Here is a 16,228-nt window from a genome sequence, read left to right as displayed (position 1 = left end):
TGGGTGACGCTCACCCGAGCTGCCGCAGGACGGCCTCGGCCACAGGCCGGGCACTCGCCGGGTTCTGCCCGGTCACGAGCCGGCCGTCCTCGGCGACGTGTGGGGCGAAGGGTTCGGACGTGAACGAGTAGACGGCGCCCTGTTCCTCCAACTTCTCCTGCAGACTGAACGGCACCGCGTCGGCCCGTCGGGCGAATTCCTCCTCCGGCCAAGAGAATCCGGTGACGTCACGGCCCGCGATCAGGCGTGTGCCATCGGACAGGGTGGCGCCGAGCAGACCGGCCGGGCCGTGGCAGACGGCCGACACGACCTTCCCGGCCTCGTGGAACTCGCGCAGCAGCCGGGCCAGATTCGGGTCGTCCGGGAAATCGAACATCACGCCGTGGCCGCCGGTGAGATAGATGGCGTCGAAGTCATCGGCCGACATCTCCGACAGTGGGCGGGAGCGATCGAGCAGATTCATGAATTCCCGATCGGCGTAACGCGTTCCGGTACCGTGATCGGCCAGGACGTCCGCGGCCAGGCTCTCCGGGTCCAGAGGGACGGTCCCACCGGCCGGACTGGCGATCGTCATGGCGACGCCCGCCTCCTCCGCGACGTCCCAGAAATGGGTCAGCTCGCCCAGCCACAGCCCGGTGCGATACCCGGCCTTCTCGTACTCGCCGGCGCTGGTGACGACGACCAGAATCCTCTTGTCACTCACAGTGAACTCCTCGGGTGGTCGGCAGTGTGTCTGTCCGTCTCTGCCCTCCCACGTTACGAGCCACCGGCCGTCGTCACCAGGCGTCGGCGCCGGTTGTCCGGTGCCGCCGCCGTGCGTCAGGGGAGCAGCGCTGTGGGGGTGCCGGGCAGTCCGGGGTAGTAGGTGCCCGCCGACCAGCCGCCGTCCACGGCCAGCTCGGCGCCCGAGATGTAGGCGGCCTCGTCGCTCGCGACGAACAGCGTCGCCCGGGCGATGTCCTCCGATTCGCCGATCCGCTGCAGCGGGACGCCGACGTACTTGCTCTGCAGTTCGTCGCCGCGCAGCCCACCGGGGTTGCCGAGTGTGGTGTCGACGCCGCCGGGATGTACCGAGCACACCCGGATGCCGGCCGGACCGAGTTCGTACGCCAGCGCCTTGGTGAGACCACGCACCGCCCACTTGCTGGCCGTGTACGCGGCCAGGCCGTTGACTCCACGGAGACCGTCCACGGAGGAGATGTTGACGATGACCCCGCGACCGGCCGTCTTCATCGTCGGCACGACGGACTTCACGCCGAGCAGGTTGCCCAGGACGTTGATGTCCAGCAGGCGCTCGGTCTTCGCGACGTCGATGTCCTCGATGGGTGCCCAGTGCATCACGCCCGCGTTGTTGACGAGGATGTCGATGGCGTCGAACTCCTCGAGGGTTCGCGCGGTGAACGCCGCCCACGAGTCCTCGCTGCTGACGTCGAGCGGTGCGAAGAAGGCAGCGTCACCCAGCTCGTCGGCGAGCGCGCGGCCCCTGTCCTCGAGCACGTCGCCCAGGGCCACGCGTGCGCCCTCGGCGACGAACAGCCGGGCGGTCGCCGCCCCCATGCCCTGCGCCGCTCCGGTGACGATCGCGACCTTGCCGTCGAGCCGTGCCATGTGTCCTCCGAAATCCACTGCGGGCCGGACGGTCCGGCCTGCCCCGGACCCTGTCGCGAACCCGGCGGGAAGGAAAGGCCGCTTCTCGCTCAGTGGTACCCGTCACATCGGGATCAGTGCACCACCGACCCGCCGTCGGCGATGATCACCTGTCCGGTGATGTAGCTACCGGCGTCCGACGCGAGGAGCAGCGCCGGCCCGACCATCTCGTCCGGGTCCGCGATGCGCTGTTGCAACGACATCTGCCGCATCGCCTCGATCGCCTCCGGCGGGTTGTTGCGCACCATGTGGGTGTCGACCGAGCCCGGTGCGAGCGCGTTGACGCGGATGCCGTGGGAGGCGAACTCGGCGGCCATGGAGCGGGTGTACGACAGCAGGGCGTTCTTGCCGGCGGCGTACATCGCGACCTTGGGGGAGAACATGAAGGCGCCGACGGAGATCACGTTGATGACCGCGGCGTGCTCGCTCGCCTGGAGGTGGGGCAGCGCGGCCTGGGTGAGGAACACCGGACCCCGCAGATTGACGTCGTAGGACTTGCCCCACGCCTCCGGGGTGAACTTGCCCAGCGGCAGGGTGAGCGGGTTCGCGGCGGCGTTGACGAGAATGTCGATACCCCCGAATTCGTCCGCGGCACCATCGGCCAGTGCGCCGAGGTCGTCGAGATCGCCCATGTGCGTGGGGATTCCGACGGCGTTGCCGCCGAGGCTCCGCAGGTGTTCGGCGGCAGCGGAACACGCGTCCGGTTTGCGACTGGCCACCACCACGTCGGCGCCGGCGGCCACGAATCCCTCCGCGATCGCCAATCCGATTCCGCGGGTGCCGCCCGTGACGACTGCGGTCCGGCCGGTGAGGTCGAAGAGACGGCCGAGCTTCTCACGGTTCATGCGCGTTCTCCTGTCTGCGCCCACACAGGCGGTCTGCGTTCGGCGAAAGCGGCAGTGGCCTCGGCGAACTCGCCTCCGGTACCGGCCAGTATCTGGGTGCGGTTCTCGAGCGCGACGGCCGCGTCGATGCTGCTCGCGGCGGCGTTGGCGACGAGAACCTGCTTGGTCATCGCCAGCGCGAACGGGCTGTGACACAGCAGCGTCGCGGCCAGTTCGGTCGCGGCCGGCAACAGTGCGGAATCGGCGACGAGGCGGGTCACGAACCCGATCCGCTCGGCCTCGGAGGCGTCGAACTCGCGCGCAGTGGTGATCAGGTCGGTGGCCCGGCCTGCCCCGACCAGTCGCGGCAGCGTGTAGCTGATTCCGATGTCGCAGCCCGAGATTCCGATCTTGACGAACTGCACCCCGAACCGCGCGGACGCCGCCGCGATTCGGAAGTCGCACGCCGCCGCCAGGGCCAGCCCACCACCGAAAGCGGGACCGTTGATCGCGGCGATCACCGTCTGCGGCAGTCGTTGCAGACGCGGAGCCAGGGACGCGATGTACTCCTGGGTGCGCATGCCCGCCGCGGGGCCGGTGAGGCCGGCGGCGGTGGGCGCCGTGCGCACGGGATCCTGGAGATCGAGTCCGGAACAGAAGCCGCGGCCCGCACCGGTGAGGATCACCACCCGGCACGAGTTGTCGCGCTCGAGGTCGTCCAGCGCGGCGTGCAGCTCCTCGACGAGGGCGAAGCTGAGGGCGTTGAGCCGCTCGGGTCGGTTCAACGTCAGGGTGGTGACGTCCGGTGAGGGTCGTGCGACCTCGATCAAACTCATTCGGGCTCCGCTTCGTTCGACGCGTACGAGTACCAGGCATACACGATGTAAGGTAATTCGTCAGCGTTTTCGCACGGATCCGCGAGGAGGCACGTGGCAGTGGTGGGGAGCGTTTCCGGGCGGGGCCGGCCCCGTGACGCGGGACGGCATCGCGCGGTGCTCGACGCAACGGCCTCGTTGCTGGTCGAGGTCGGGTACGAGGCGCTCACGCTGACCGCGGTCGCGCGCCGCGCCGGGGTCGGCCGGCCGCTGCTGTACCAGTGGTGGGGTACCAAGGCTGCCCTCGTGCAGGAGACGCTGTTCCGGCGGGAACCGTTGTCCGCGCGTGCGATTCCCGACGATGCACCGTTCGTCGAGGTCTTCACCGCGATGGTCCGGGACATGGTGGCACTCCAGCTGCTGCCCGAGTACCGACGCGGCATGCCGGGACTGATCGCCGACATGGTCGCGGATCCGGACCTGCAGGATGCCGCCGAGCGCCGGTTCGTCGGGCCGGTGCGTGCGCGTTACGTCGAGGTGTTCGGTCGGGCGGTCGAGTCCGGAGAGATTCGTACCGGCGTGGACGGGGGCCTGGTCCTGGACACGCTGCGTGGTGCGCTCACCACGCTCACGCTCGCGCGAGCCGACTGGGACGAGGACGCCCTCGTCGACTACCTCGTGCGATTGGTGGTCGACGGGATCCGTTCTTCCTGACGCGACAAATCGATTGCATCCGGTCGCGGCGCCGCCCTATCGTGGCGACGATCCGGCTCGGACGCCGGCGCTCACGCATACGGAAGTGGTGAATTATGCCCCGGACAGCCGCCGAGTTCCTTCGCGATCCCGCGAACCACTCGGACCGGTGATCCGCTGCCCGCATCGGATCGCCCTTCCGATGTGAGTTTTCCGCGGGGTCGCGCGGCTCGGCAGATACTGCCGCCCAGTCGATCTCACAGAGGAGAACTCCCGTGTCCCACCGTGGCACGTCAATTTCACACCTGTCCACGTTCACCTGTATCCGCTGCGGACTCGTGGTGTCCGTGGCGGGTCCCGACGCGCACCCCCGGTCGCACTGCCCTACCTGTCTGGCCGGAAAGCACGTGAAGTGCGGTGCTCGAACGCATCCCATAGCGGTGGCCGTCCTGCGGGGCGGCGACTGGATGCTCGTGCACCGGTGCACGGTCTGTGGCCGCCTCGAAGCCACGCCCGTCTCGGAGGACGACAACCAACTGCTGTTGATCCGTATCGCGGTGAAACCGTTGGCGCAGCCGCCGTTCCCGCTCGAACATCTCGCGCAACTCTGAGCGGCGGAGGACGCGTCATGTCACGCAGGAACGGTAGGAGCGAGCGTCCGCAACGGGGCAAACCGATGCACCGGGACGCCCCCGCACGCCGGGGGACGTCCTTCCGCTGCCTGGGTTGCGGGCTGGACGTCTCGATGCGGGCGCCGGGAACCGCTCACCGGAATCACTGTCCGACGTGCCTGTGCAGTCGGCACGTCGACCGGGACGTTCCCGGTGACCGCGCGGCGGGGTGCGGGGGACGAATGGATCCGATCTCCATCTCGGTGCGCGGTGGCGGTGAATGGGTGATCATCCACCGCTGTAGCGCCTGCGGGGCGGTGGGGGCGAATCGGGTCGCCGGCGACGACAATCCGCTGTCCCTGGTCCGTCTCGCGGTGCGGCCCCTCTCCCATCTCGACCGGGTGCGCTAGCCCCGCGAACGGCCGGACCGACGGGTCGGCATCGGCGACAACCGTGCAGAATCCGGCGTTTCGGGGCACTGTGGAAGGTAAGCGCAGTGCCGCGCGGCCCGAGGAAGAGCCGTCCGCAACGAGTGGGCGGGTGCTTTCTCGGGCCTTGTCGCGGCTGAAGGGAGGTCTCGGATTGGATTTCCAGACCTTGTGGGATTTCGTGTCCGAGCGGCGGCAACAGCTGCTCACGGACTCGTATCTTCATGTCAGTGCCGTGGTGCAGTCGGTGGTCATCGCCGGGGTCATCGCGGTCGTGATCGGCATCGCCGTCTACCGGAGCCCGATCGGAGCGACGGTGGCCACCGGCCTCGCCAGCACGATCCTCACGCTGCCGTCGTTCGCGCTGTTGGGCCTGCTCATCCCCATACTGGGGCTGGGTGTGGCGCCGACGGTGACGGCGCTCGTGCTGTACGCGCTGCTGCCGATCATCCGCAACACGATCATCGGTCTGGCCTCGGTGGACCCGGCGACCACCGACGCCGCCCGGGGCGTCGGCATGAGTCGCTTGCACACGCTGTGGCGCATCGAACTGCCGCTGGCGTGGCCGTCGATCCTCGCCGGTGTCCGCGTCAGCACTCAGATGCTCATGGGCATCCTGGCGATCGCGGCCTACGCGAAGGGCCCCGGCCTGGGCAACCTGATCTTCTCGGGCCTGTCCCGGGTGGGCAGCCCCACCGCCGTTCCGCAGGCGCTCACCGGCACCGTTCTCATCGTCATTCTCGCGCTCGTCCTCGACGGACTGCTGGTTCTCGTCGGGCGCCTCACCACCTCCAGGGGGATCCGTGACTGATCTGCTTCCCGCCGAAGAACGCACCGGCCGTGGCGTCGAGATCGTGCTCGACAACGTGGTCAAGCAATACCCCGGCCAGCACGACCCGGCCGTCGACCACGTTTCGATGACCATTCCGGCCGGGGAGACCGTGGTGTTCGTCGGCCCCTCGGGCTGCGGCAAGACCACCACCATGCGCATGATCAACAGGCTCATCGAGCCGACCTCCGGCACGATCACCATCGCCGGCCGGGACACCCACTCGATCGACCCGGACCGGCTCCGTCGAGGCATCGGCTACTCGATCCAGCAGGCCGGTCTGTTCCCGCACCTGTCGGTGGCCAAGAACGTCGCCACGGTGCCGGGACTGGTGGGATGGGACAAGAAACGCACCGCCGAACGGGTCGACGAGATGCTCGACCTGGTCGGACTCGACCCCGACACCTACCGGGACCGGTACCCGCGCCAGCTCTCGGGCGGTCAGCAGCAGCGCGTGGGCGTGGCGCGTGCGCTGGCCGCTGATCCGCCGGTGCTGCTGATGGACGAGCCGTTCGGTGCGGTGGACCCGATCACCCGCGGGCTGCTGCAGGACGAGCTGATGCGGCTGCAGTCCGAACTCGGCAAGACCATCGTGTTCGTCACGCACGACTTCAACGAGGCCGTCAAACTCGGCGATCGGATCGCGGTCCTGGGCAGCCAGTCGCACATCATGCAGTACGACACCCCCGAGGCCATCCTCGCCAATCCGGCCAACGACATGGTGGCCGGGTTCATCGGCGCCGACGCCTCCCTCAAGCAGCTCACGCTCGCCCGGGTGCGCGACGTCCAGCTGACGCAGTGCCCCACCGGCTACCGCGACGGGTCCGTCGCCGACCTGCGCCGGGCCCTCGACGAGCACGACGCGCCGTGGGGTGTGGTCCTCGATCATCGGGACCGGCCGCTGCGCTGGGTCTCGTCCGAGCAGCTGAAGTCCGCGGGATCGCTCGAGGACGTCGGGGACCCGGTCGGCGAGAACGTCTCCGTCAGCTCGACGCTGCAGGACGCCCTCGAGGCCCTGCTCGTGCAGGCCAGTGCGTCCGCGGCGGTGACCGACCGGCGCGGCCGGTTCGTCGGACTGGTCACGATCGACTCGCTCGTGCAGGCTTTGCAGGAGGTGCGCGAGGTTCACGCCGACGACCACCTCGAGGACGATCCCACCGCGCCCACCGCGCCACCGTCCGAGCCGATCGCCGAGGAACCCTCGAAATGACGGCCCGCACCGAACGCGGCGCCGCCGCGCGGGCCGAGCGGCTGCGGCTGCTCGTCCAGCCGGTGCTCGTGCTGCTCCTCGCCGGTGGCGTGCTGGGTTGGGCCTTCACCCGGGACCTGTCGGCGACCCAGCAGGCCAGCATCAGCGTCGGCAACATCGCCACGCTCACGTGGCAGCACGTGCTCATCACCGTCGCGGTGGTGCTGATCGTGCTGGTGATCGCGGTGCCGCTGGGGACACTGCTGACCCGACCCGGATTCCGCAGGCTCGCACCCATCTTCGTCGGCATCGCCAACATCGGCGCCTCGGCGCCCGCAATCGGCCTGCTGGTGCTGTTCTACCTCGCGACGCGGACGACGGGATTCTGGATCGGGGTGCTGCCGATCGCGTTCTACTCGCTGCTGCCGGTGCTGCGGAACACCATCCTCGGCTACCAGGAGGTCGACCCGGCGTTGGTCGACGCCGGTCGCGGACAGGGCATGTCGGCGCTGACGGTGCTGCGCCGGGTGGAGTTCCCGCTCGCGGTGCCCTACATCCTGGCGGGCCTGCGCACGTCGCTGGTCCTCGCCGTCGGCACCGCAACGTTGTGCTTCCTGGTGAGCGCCGGCGGTCTGGGCATCCTCATCGACACCGGATACAAGCTGCGCGACAACGTCACCCTGGTTGTCGGCGCGGTCCTCGCGGTCGCCCTGGCGTTGCTCGTCGACTGGGTGGGGGCGCTGGCCGAGACGTTCCTCGGCCCGAAGGGACTGCGCTGACATGCGAACCAGACGAAAGATCCTTGCGGGCGGAGTGCTCGCCCTCGCCGCGACCCTGGTGGTCGGGTGTGGGCTCGAGTCCGGCGGCGCCGTGCCGTTGAAGGTGGGGCCCGGCAGCATCGAGCCGGTGTCCGAGCTCGAGGGCGCGCGGATCACGGTCGGCTCCAAGGACTTCACCGAGCAGGTGATCCTCGGGTACATGATCGAGTTCGCACTGTCCGCGGCCGGTGCCGACGTGCGCGATCTCACCAACATCCAGGGTTCCAACAGCACGCGGGACGCGCAGGTGGCCGGTCAGATCGACGTCACCTACGAGTACACGGGGACCGGCTGGATCAACTACCTCGGGCACGAGCAGCCGATCCCGGACTCGCGGGCCCAGTACGAGGCGGTCCGGGACGAGGACCTCGCGCGCAACGGGATGGTGTGGACCGATCCGGCGCCGATGAACAACACGTACGCGCTCGCGACCAGCCGCCGCACTGCCGAGGAGACCGGGGTGCGCACGCTGTCGGACTACGCCGCCCTGGTGCAGCGGGATCCGGCGGCCGCGGCGACGTGCGTCGAGACCGAGTTCAACGTCCGGCAGGACGGGTATCCCGGGATGGCGGCGGCGTACGGCTTCGACCCGGCGCGCGCCGACCGTCGAATCCTGCAGACCGGCATCATCTACCAGGCGACGGCCGACGGCAATCAGTGCAAGTTCGGTGAGGTCTTCACCACCGACGGCCGCATCGCCGCACTGGATCTCGTCGTCCTCGAGGACGATCGGCAGTTCTTCCCCAAGTACAACCCGGCCGTGATCATGCGCGAGGACTTCGCCGAGCGGTATCCCCAGATCGCCGAAGTGATGGCACCGGTGTCGGAGAAGTTGACCGACAAGGTGATCACCGAACTCAATCGGCAGGTGGACGTCGACGGCAAGGACCCCGCGGCCGTGGCCCGGCAGTGGCTGGTGGACGAGGGCTTCGTCACCGCGGAGGGCTGAGTCTCACAGCAGGCCGGTGAGCCGGGCCGCGCCGTCGACGAGGAAACGCACCAACGTCTCGTCCCGGCCGACCCGGCCGTCGGCGCCCTGCAGGAACAGACCGCCCACCACGAAGGCTGCCTCGTCGCGGATCGGGACGGCCAGCGCGGACCGCCCGAGGCGGCACTCCTGGGCCTCGTGCGCGTATCCGTCCACGACGACGGCGTGGAGTTCACGAGCGAGCCGTTCGGGGTCACAGATCGTGAACTCGGTGAGCCGCAACAGTTCCGGTGCGGCCGCGACGCCGGGGACGTGCGCGAGCATGACCTTGCCGACCGCATTGGCGTGTGGACACTTCGACAGCACGCTCACCGCTGCGAGTTCGTGGTCGGGGTCGCGGTCGACGATCCGCAACCGGCCGCCGGCGAACGACGCGACGTGGACCGCGAACCGGGTGCGGGTGCGTAGTTCCTCGACCGTGTCGTGGAGGCCGGGCGACGGGGCGGCTGCGGCCTGTGCGAGTTCCGCGGTGCGCCGGCCGAGCGCGAAGCCGGACAGATCCGGGACGCGGACCAGAAACCCCTCGGCCACCAGAAGGTTGAGCATGCGGTACGCGGTCGTCGGCGGCACTCCGGCGAACCGCGCGATCTCCTTCGCGGTGGTTCCGGGACCGAGGTGTGCGACGGCCTCGAGCATTCCCAGTGCCTTCCGGACCGCGCGCGGTTGCTGCCCGCTGAAGTGCGTGTCGTCGGCACGGGCGGGCGCGCGGGAAACCATCAGCGATCACCGTCCCGGGCCTGGCGGACGTCGTGCCCGGTGGTCGCCACGATGTGTCGGCGACCGTCCGCGCCCTCCACGAGCGTCCCGGCCCCCGGGAGCAGATCGTCGGTCTCGACCGAGTCGAACACGCCCACCGCGGTCAGCCGGTCCGGGTGCGCACGGCGGAGCGCCGCGTGCCACACCGCGCCCGACGACCCGACCACCGCGAGCGCGGCGGGCACCAGCCAGGCGCCGTGCAGGATGCCGTCGACAGCGAGGAACGCCAGCAGTCCGGTGCCCAGCGCGGTCACGAAGATCGCAGCGGCCCGGGTCGCCACGGTGTCCTCGCCGATGCGCCGCAGGAACAGCAGCGACGCGAGTGCGACGAGGGAGTACGCGGTGACCAGTCCCAGTTCGACGACGGCGCCGAAGGTGGCCGAGTCGCCGTCCGCGCACAGTGCGTACACCGCCGCACCGGCTGCGCTCACCGCCGTGAACAGCGCCACCGCCGTGTGCGGCGTCCGGAAGCGGCGGTGCACGCGGGACATCGCGACGGGGACCACACGTTCGACGCCCATCGAGAAGAGCAGTCGGGACCCGGCCTGGGCGCAGCCCATGGTGGACGCGAACCACGAACACGCCATACCGACCTTGACGGCGAGCACGACGCCCCACGACGCCCCGGACGCCGTGCCGTCGAAGTAGGCCCCCACGATCACCGTCCCGTGACCGAGCAGCGCGGCGACGGCGGCGAACACGAACAGCGCACCGACGACGGCCGGGGAGACGAGCACGGTCCGGGTCACGGTGGTCAGGGGGCGGGTGGTCTCCGGTCCGAAGAAGGCGCCGCTCTCGAAACCTGCCATGGACAGCACCGTCAGCATCGCCAGGAACGGCAGCAGACCCACCGGCGTCGCCGGGGTCCCCGCCGCGCCCGCACCGGTGTCGGCCGGCGTGGCGACCATGATCGTCACGATCAGTGCGAGCGACGAGATCTCGGCGGCGAGGATGGCTCGGGTCGCGAACCGCACGCCGCGTACGGTGATCGCACCGACCGTCACCGCCAGGACGAGGATGACGAGCGGCCACGCGGCGGGGCCGAACTGCAGGCCCAGCAGCCCGGCGATGTCCAGCAGGCTGTGTGCGGCCTGCGACGAGACCGAGATCGAGATGCCGAGATAGCCGACGAGCAGCGCCGCGCCGGTCACGAGCGCCGCGCGGGCACCCAGGCCCTGGGACACGAAGCTGTACAGCGACCCCGCGGCCGCGAGCCGGCGGGTGAACTGGCTGATGCACCAGGCCACCAGTCCCACGACCGCGGTGGTCAGGGCGATGACGAGGACCCCGCCGATCCCGGGATCGTGCGTCGACATCCACATCGCGATGAACACCATGCCCGTGGCGGGCGCGATGGTGGACAACGACTGCCCGATCAGATCGAGCAGCGACAGGCGCCGCCGCCCGAGCGCGCGCAGCGGCGAATAGAACTGTTCGCGTGGACCTTCCGCGTCGTGTGCGCGTGCGATCGCGGCCCTCAGTGCGGTTGTCACGACCCTTCCCCGTCCGTTCGCCCGGTGGTACACGACGGAAGTTAGACCCGCCGTGTTTCACCCCGGTTACCTTTGCGAACAATGTGCGATTCGCAAGTGGGAATCCACCTGTCGCCGCGTCCCACTCGCATCACCCATGAACGTTTCCCGCTCGTCGCGCAGCGGACTTCTCCGGTCGCAACGATGACTTCCACACCGACGCCGGAGGGAGTTATCGATGCTGTGGATGCTGAGCGCGGCGATCGTCGGAGGGGTGCTGCTGCTGGCGGGAGCACCCAAGATCCGCGATCGTGAGGGGCTCCTGCGGGCCGTCCGCGGCTACCGGTTGCTGCCGCCGCCGGCCGAACGGATGGTGGCCGCGGCGCTGCCGGCGGTCGAGATCGCCCTCGGTGTGGCGCTGATCGCCGGACTCATCCCCCGCGCCGCGGCCGCGAGCGCCGCGGTGCTGTTCACCGGGTTCTTCCTCGGGCTCGCCGTCAACCTGCTGCGGGGCAGGCGCGAACTCGACTGTGGCTGCTTCGCGTTCGGCCGACCCGACGACATCCCGCGGATCGGCTGGTTCCACGCAGTGCGGGCGGGGGCACTCGCCGTCGTGTCCGGTGCGCTCGCCGGGACGGCGCCCGCAGCACTCACCGTCGGCGAACACCTGCTCGCAGTGATTGCGGCCCTCGTGGTCCTCGCGGCCGTCGCCGCCGGCGTCCAACTGCGCTCGATCGTCCACCCGGGCCGCCGACCGGTGGACACGCACCTGTCCCGCGCATCCATCGAACTGCGTGTCGCATCGGCGATCTCGCGCTACTGACCCGACGTTCTCCCGACGACAAGGATCGATATGAACATGTCCACCGTCCTCCTCGTCGCCACCGTGATCCTGGCGGTCGCGGTCGCGATCCTGTTCCTCATGGTGCTCGCCCTCGCGCGGGAGATCGGCCGCGTGCAGGTGCGGCTCGGTCCGCTCGGTGCCCGCATGATGGACACCGGCCCCAAGATCGAGCAGGCGGGGCCCTCGTTCCGTGGCCTCACCGACCAGCTGGGCCGCACCGTCGGCGTCGGAGGCCACCGCGACAAGCCGCAGCTGCTGCTGTTCACCGCCCCCGGCTGCTCCACCTGCAAGAGCCTGCTGCCCGGAATCCGGGCGATGGCGAGGGCCGAGAAGGACCTCGAGATCGTCATCGTCTCCGACGGCACACCCGAGGAGCACGCACAGTTTCTCGCGGGGTCGGGCATCGGCAGCGAACTCAGTTATGTCGACGGCCGGGACGTGGGCATCGCCTACCAGGTGGGCACCACACCGTACGGCGTGATCCTCGACGAGCACGGCAAGATCCGCGCGAAGGGGCTGTGCAACCACATGGCACAGGTCGAAAGTCTGCTCAACGCACTAGAATCCGGCACCCCCTCCCTCCAGCACCTGCACGAACAGGCGAAGGTGCACCTCGCCGCGCGACCCTGACCCACCGACGACCCGCCCCGCTCCGCCGGGCAGCACCCCCTCAACGAGAACGGAGAGAACCCATGCACGACATACCGATGCACGACGGACCGGAGATGCACGAGAACCGGTATCCGGTGGACGAGGACACCGTCCGGGAACAGGCCGCGTGGATGGCCGGCGCCGGCGGGACGCTCGCCGGGCGGGCCGGGCGCCGGATGTCCGAACGGGTGTCCCGGCGTTCGATGATCAGCCGAATCGGGCGCTGGACGATGGGCGTTTCCGGGGTGGCACTGATCAGTTCCTTGCCGGTCACGCGCAGCGCCGTCGCGCAGGAGGCGCCCCCGGCGCCGCAGCCCGCCGGTGAGCCGCTCACCCCCGTCTACGACGGCAAGGATCCCGCCGAGTGCGAGTACTGGCGCTGGTGCAACATGGACGGCACGTCGTGCGCCGCCTGCAACGGTGGCGGCGTCACCACGTGCGCGCCCGGCAGCAAGCCCGGAGCGGAGTTCTGGGTGGGCTGCTGCACCAATCCCGACACCGGTAAGACGTACCTCATCGCGTACTACGACTGCTGCGGGGCGCCGTCGTGCTCCAACGCGTTCTGCGGTGAGCCGGACATGCAGGCGATCATGTACAACCCCGTCTCGGGAAGCTACGACCAGGAGATCATCTGGTGCGTCTCCGACGAATCCCAGTCGTACACCTGCACGATGGCGCCGATCATAGGGGAGGACTGCCAGGCCCGTCCGGCGGCACGCCCGAAGGTGGGTGCCGGATCATGACGGACCTGTCACGACGGCTCGTCCGCGGCGCCGCGGCCGCCGTCCCCGTCGCGCTGGTGCTCTCGCTGGCTGCGTGCTCGTCGGACGCCGAGGCGGGCGGCGACACCGAGACCGCCGCGGGCGAGGTGACGTACCCGAGTGTGCCGTTCACCGCTCCGGGCGAGGGCATCTCGCTGGGTCACGACGATCAGGCCATCGGGACGACCATCCCCGAGCCGCTGCACGTCGGCGAGATCGATCCCATCGGACCGAACGAACTCCTGGCCGTCGCAGGCGGATTCGGCAATCTCGAGCTGGGCGTCAACATCATCGACCCGGCGACCGGCGTGGCCGGGAGCCGGATCGTCGTGGGCCCCGGGATCTGGGACCCGGTGATCCACGGCTTCGTCGGCGAGAAGTCCACGGACCCTGCCGTTCTCGCCGCCGAGGTGTGGCGCCCGCGGGGGTCGCGCGGTGCCGCCGACTTCACCGTGAGCACGTACTCCGGAAACCTGCTCGAGCCGTCCGAGGTGCAGTTGCCCGACTACGCCCGCGTCCACTCGCGCCCCGGCTCGAGCGCGGTCACGTCGGACGGCAAGTACTTCGTGACGTGGGACGACGGCCTGTACGGCGTGCGGGTGGTCGACCTGGCCGCGAAGAAGGAGAGCGGCGCGCTGCAGATCGTCGGGTGCGGACCGTTCACGTGGCTCGACGGGCACGAGCTCTACAGCGTGTGCGAGGAGACGCGCGAGTTGATCCAGATCTCGATCGACGACTCCGGCGTCCCCACCGAGACGAAGCGCGCCGAGGTGTTGCCCGAGGACTTCGTCAGCACCCGCGAGGTCACGTGGGCAGCGGACGCGAAGAAGGCGCTGCTCGTCGGAGCGAACGGCGACGTGTACGTCCTCGACTTCGCGAACGGGCTGCCGGCGGCGGCGGTGGCCCCGATCGGCAACGCCGGGCAGGACGGCGGTCGGTTCGCCGGCAACGCCATCGACAACAGCGGCAACCGCATCGCCATCGAGTACACCGACACCGAGATCCATCCGCATTCCGCCCGCGGCGGGGACGTCGTCAAGATCGAACTGCGCGACGCTGCGACCTTCGCGTCGGTCAGGACACTCGACCTGGCCGTCCTCGGTCTGACGAGCATCGAGACCATGGCGTACTCGGTGGACGGCCGCACCCTGTACGTCCTGGGTGCCGGGCCGGAGGTGGACGGCGAGAGCAAGCAGCGGATCGTCGGCGTCGAGGCGGCGACGGGCAACCAGGTCAGCTCCGCCGAGGTGACCGGCACCGTCGAGGACGTCGGGACGCTGCTCACCCCCCAGGTGATCCGATGACTCGACGGGACCGCGGTCTCGTGCTCGACCGCCGCCGATTCCTGCGCCTGAGTTCGCTCGGAGCCGGCGCGGTCGGGCTCGGAGCACTCGGGCTGGCGTCCACGGGGTGCGGCACCGGGGCGTCGACGGCGCAGCCGACGGCGACCGACCTCGACTACATCCTGCCCACCGACCGAGAGGTGGCCGCGGCGGAGGCCGCTCGTGCCGCGAGCGGTGTCACGGCGTCGTTCGCGCTCGCCGCGGCCGCAGGAACGGTCGATCTCGGCGGCCGGCTGGTGAACACGTGGACGTACGGCGGCAACGCCGTGGCACCCGAACTGCGGGTGAGCCGGGGTGACCGGCTCCGGGTGGCGGTCGACAACGGTCTGCCCGCCGAAACGACGCTGCACTGGCACGGCATCCGCATTCGGAACGACATGGACGGGGCGGCGCCGGTGACGCAGCCGGCCATCGCAGCCGGCGGGGGCACGTTCGACTACGACTTCGTCGCCCCCGACCCCGGGACCTACTGGTACCACTCGCACAGCGGCCTGCAGGCCGACCGTGGGCTGTTCGGCGCCCTGATCGTCGAGGACCCCGACGACCGCACGGGCGCCGACGCGGACGCCGTGCTGGTGCTCGACGACTGGGTGGACGGACTCGGCACGACCCCGGACGCGGTGCTGATGGCACTGAACCCGGCGATCGCGGGCGGACACGCAGGACACGGTGGCGCCGCGGCGGCGCCGGCGGCGCACGCCGAGCCCGAGATGGAGCGGGCGCAGCAACTGGTGTCGCAGGGCCACGGGGATTCCGGGGCGCTGGGCGGCATGACGCAGCACATCGCGTACCCGATGCACCTGATCAACGGCCGCCCGCCGAACGATCCGGCGGTGATCGAGGCGCCGGCAGGACAGCGGTTGCGGCTGCGAATCGTCAACGCGGCGGCGGAGACTCCGTACCGCTTCGCGGTGGCCGGACACGAACTGACCATCGTGGCCGCCGACGGGTTCGACGTCCGGCCGGTCACCGCGGACACCGTGATCGTCGGCATGGCGCAACGGCTCGACGTGCTCGTCACCGTCCGCTCGGGGGCGTGGCCCGTGGTCGCCGGGGTGGAGGGTCGGGACGGGTACGCGTCGACGGTGCTGCGCACCCCGGACGCGGTCCCGCTCTCGAACCCCGATGTGGGAGGGCAGGTTCCGGAGCTGAACGGTCGCCTGGTCCCCGAGAGCGCATTGCGTCCCGTGGACGCGGTGCGGCTCGCGGACCGTCGACCCGACCGCGACTACCGCGTCGAGCTCATCCAGGCGGGCGACCGCTACGTGTGGGGCATGGCGGGGCCGGACGCCGGCAGGCTCGTCATGAAGCAGGGCGAGCGGGTGCGCATCACGATGGCGAACACGTCGTCGATGTGGCATCCCATGCACACGCACGGTCATACGTTCGCCGTTCCCGACTACGGGGGTCTGCGGCGGGACACGGTGATCGTGCTACCGGGCACGGAGCTGGCGATCGAGTTCGACGCCGACAATCCGGGGGAGTGGATGTTCCATTGCCACAACGCCTATCACTTCGAAGCCGGGATGACCGCGAACCTGCGGTACATCCGTTGAGAG

18 protein-coding genes are annotated in these 16,228 nt (G+C 69.9%); 12 read left to right on the top strand and 6 right to left on the bottom strand.

Annotated features, from left to right (window positions below; translation table 11 throughout):
* Positions 1-10: 10 nt before the first annotated feature.
* The 4 genes from E7742_RS17905 to E7742_RS17890 form a co-directional block, all read right to left on the bottom strand.
* A complete protein-coding gene (locus E7742_RS17905) occupies positions 11-703 on the bottom strand; it encodes a type 1 glutamine amidotransferase domain-containing protein (protein ID WP_137800173.1) in 693 nt (230 codons plus the stop codon).
* Between the two features lie 116 nt (positions 704-819).
* Positions 820-1,608, bottom strand: coding sequence for an SDR family NAD(P)-dependent oxidoreductase (locus E7742_RS17900; protein WP_137800172.1), 789 nt, complete (start codon positions 1,606-1,608; stop codon positions 820-822).
* A 113-nt stretch (positions 1,609-1,721) separates the two neighbouring features.
* Positions 1,722-2,492, bottom strand: coding sequence for an SDR family NAD(P)-dependent oxidoreductase (locus E7742_RS17895; RefSeq protein ID WP_137800171.1), 771 nt, complete (start codon positions 2,490-2,492; stop codon positions 1,722-1,724).
* A complete protein-coding gene (locus tag E7742_RS17890) occupies positions 2,489-3,307 on the bottom strand; it encodes an enoyl-CoA hydratase/isomerase family protein (protein ID WP_137800170.1) in 819 nt (272 codons plus the stop codon). The genes E7742_RS17895 and E7742_RS17890 overlap by 4 nt, the downstream gene beginning before the upstream one ends.
* Before the next feature lie 93 nt (positions 3,308-3,400).
* On the opposite strand from E7742_RS17890, the gene E7742_RS17885 reads away from it, so the two are divergent.
* The 7 genes from E7742_RS17885 (at position 3,401) to E7742_RS17855 (ending at position 8,803) form a co-directional block, all read left to right on the top strand.
* On the top strand, positions 3,401-4,000 hold the full coding sequence (locus E7742_RS17885) for a TetR/AcrR family transcriptional regulator (protein ID WP_254699054.1): 600 nt from the start codon (positions 3,401-3,403) through the stop codon (positions 3,998-4,000).
* A 254-nt stretch (positions 4,001-4,254) separates the two neighbouring features.
* Positions 4,255-4,590: an RNHCP domain-containing protein gene (locus tag E7742_RS17880; protein ID WP_137800169.1), complete on the top strand. Its 336-nt coding sequence runs from the start codon at positions 4,255-4,257 to the stop codon at positions 4,588-4,590.
* A gap of 17 nt (positions 4,591-4,607) precedes the next feature.
* Positions 4,608-5,000 carry an RNHCP domain-containing protein gene (locus E7742_RS17875; RefSeq protein WP_137800168.1) on the top strand — a complete coding sequence of 131 codons (393 nt, stop codon included), beginning with the start codon at positions 4,608-4,610 and terminating at the stop codon, positions 4,998-5,000.
* A 172-nt stretch (positions 5,001-5,172) separates the two neighbouring features.
* Positions 5,173-5,829 carry an ABC transporter permease gene (locus tag E7742_RS17870; RefSeq protein WP_137800167.1) on the top strand — a complete coding sequence of 219 codons (657 nt, stop codon included), beginning with the start codon at positions 5,173-5,175 and terminating at the stop codon, positions 5,827-5,829.
* A complete protein-coding gene (locus E7742_RS17865) occupies positions 5,822-7,057 on the top strand; it encodes an ABC transporter ATP-binding protein (protein WP_137800166.1) in 1,236 nt (411 codons plus the stop codon). The genes E7742_RS17870 and E7742_RS17865 overlap by 8 nt, the downstream gene beginning before the upstream one ends.
* A complete protein-coding gene (locus tag E7742_RS17860; RefSeq protein ID WP_137800165.1) occupies positions 7,054-7,815 on the top strand; it encodes an ABC transporter permease in 762 nt (253 codons plus the stop codon). Before E7742_RS17865 ends, E7742_RS17860 begins: the two co-directional genes overlap by 4 nt.
* A 1-nt stretch (position 7,816) precedes the next feature.
* Positions 7,817-8,803, top strand: a complete 987-nt coding sequence (locus E7742_RS17855; protein WP_137800164.1) for a glycine betaine ABC transporter substrate-binding protein — start codon at positions 7,817-7,819, stop codon at positions 8,801-8,803.
* 3 nt (positions 8,804-8,806) lie between these two features.
* On the opposite strand, the gene E7742_RS17850 is transcribed toward E7742_RS17855, so the two are convergent.
* Together E7742_RS17850 and E7742_RS17845 are read right to left on the bottom strand one after the other, a co-directional pair.
* Entirely contained in the window at positions 8,807-9,559 is a 753-nt protein-coding gene (locus E7742_RS17850; RefSeq protein WP_137800163.1) for an IclR family transcriptional regulator, read from the bottom strand.
* Positions 9,559-11,091: an APC family permease gene (locus tag E7742_RS17845; RefSeq protein WP_137800162.1), complete on the bottom strand. Its 1,533-nt coding sequence runs from the start codon at positions 11,089-11,091 to the stop codon at positions 9,559-9,561. Before E7742_RS17845 ends, E7742_RS17850 begins: the two co-directional genes overlap by 1 nt.
* 217 nt (positions 11,092-11,308) lie before the next feature.
* On the opposite strand from E7742_RS17845, the gene E7742_RS17840 reads away from it, so the two are divergent.
* From E7742_RS17840 to E7742_RS17820, 5 genes are all read left to right on the top strand, one after another.
* Positions 11,309-11,893, top strand: coding sequence for a MauE/DoxX family redox-associated membrane protein (locus tag E7742_RS17840; RefSeq protein WP_137800161.1), 585 nt, complete (start codon positions 11,309-11,311; stop codon positions 11,891-11,893).
* A 36-nt stretch (positions 11,894-11,929) separates the two neighbouring features.
* Entirely contained in the window at positions 11,930-12,544 is a 615-nt protein-coding gene (locus E7742_RS17835) for a redoxin domain-containing protein (RefSeq protein WP_137800160.1), read from the top strand.
* Positions 12,545-12,606: 62 nt separating this feature from the next.
* On the top strand, positions 12,607-13,308 hold the full coding sequence (locus tag E7742_RS17830) for a methylamine dehydrogenase light chain (protein WP_137800159.1): 702 nt from the start codon (positions 12,607-12,609) through the stop codon (positions 13,306-13,308).
* Complete coding sequence (locus E7742_RS17825; RefSeq protein WP_137800158.1) at positions 13,305-14,630, top strand: hypothetical protein; 1,326 nt, start codon at positions 13,305-13,307, stop codon at positions 14,628-14,630. The genes E7742_RS17830 and E7742_RS17825 overlap by 4 nt, the downstream gene beginning before the upstream one ends.
* A complete protein-coding gene (locus tag E7742_RS17820) occupies positions 14,627-16,225 on the top strand; it encodes a multicopper oxidase family protein (protein ID WP_137800157.1) in 1,599 nt (532 codons plus the stop codon). Before E7742_RS17825 ends, E7742_RS17820 begins: the two co-directional genes overlap by 4 nt.
* Positions 16,226-16,228: the final 3 nt, after the last annotated feature.

The organism is Rhodococcus sp. SGAir0479, from assembly GCF_005484805.1.
In the GTDB taxonomy this organism is placed as follows: domain Bacteria; phylum Actinomycetota; class Actinomycetes; order Mycobacteriales; family Mycobacteriaceae; genus Prescottella.
This window is presented reverse-complemented; position numbering and strand designations above follow the sequence as displayed.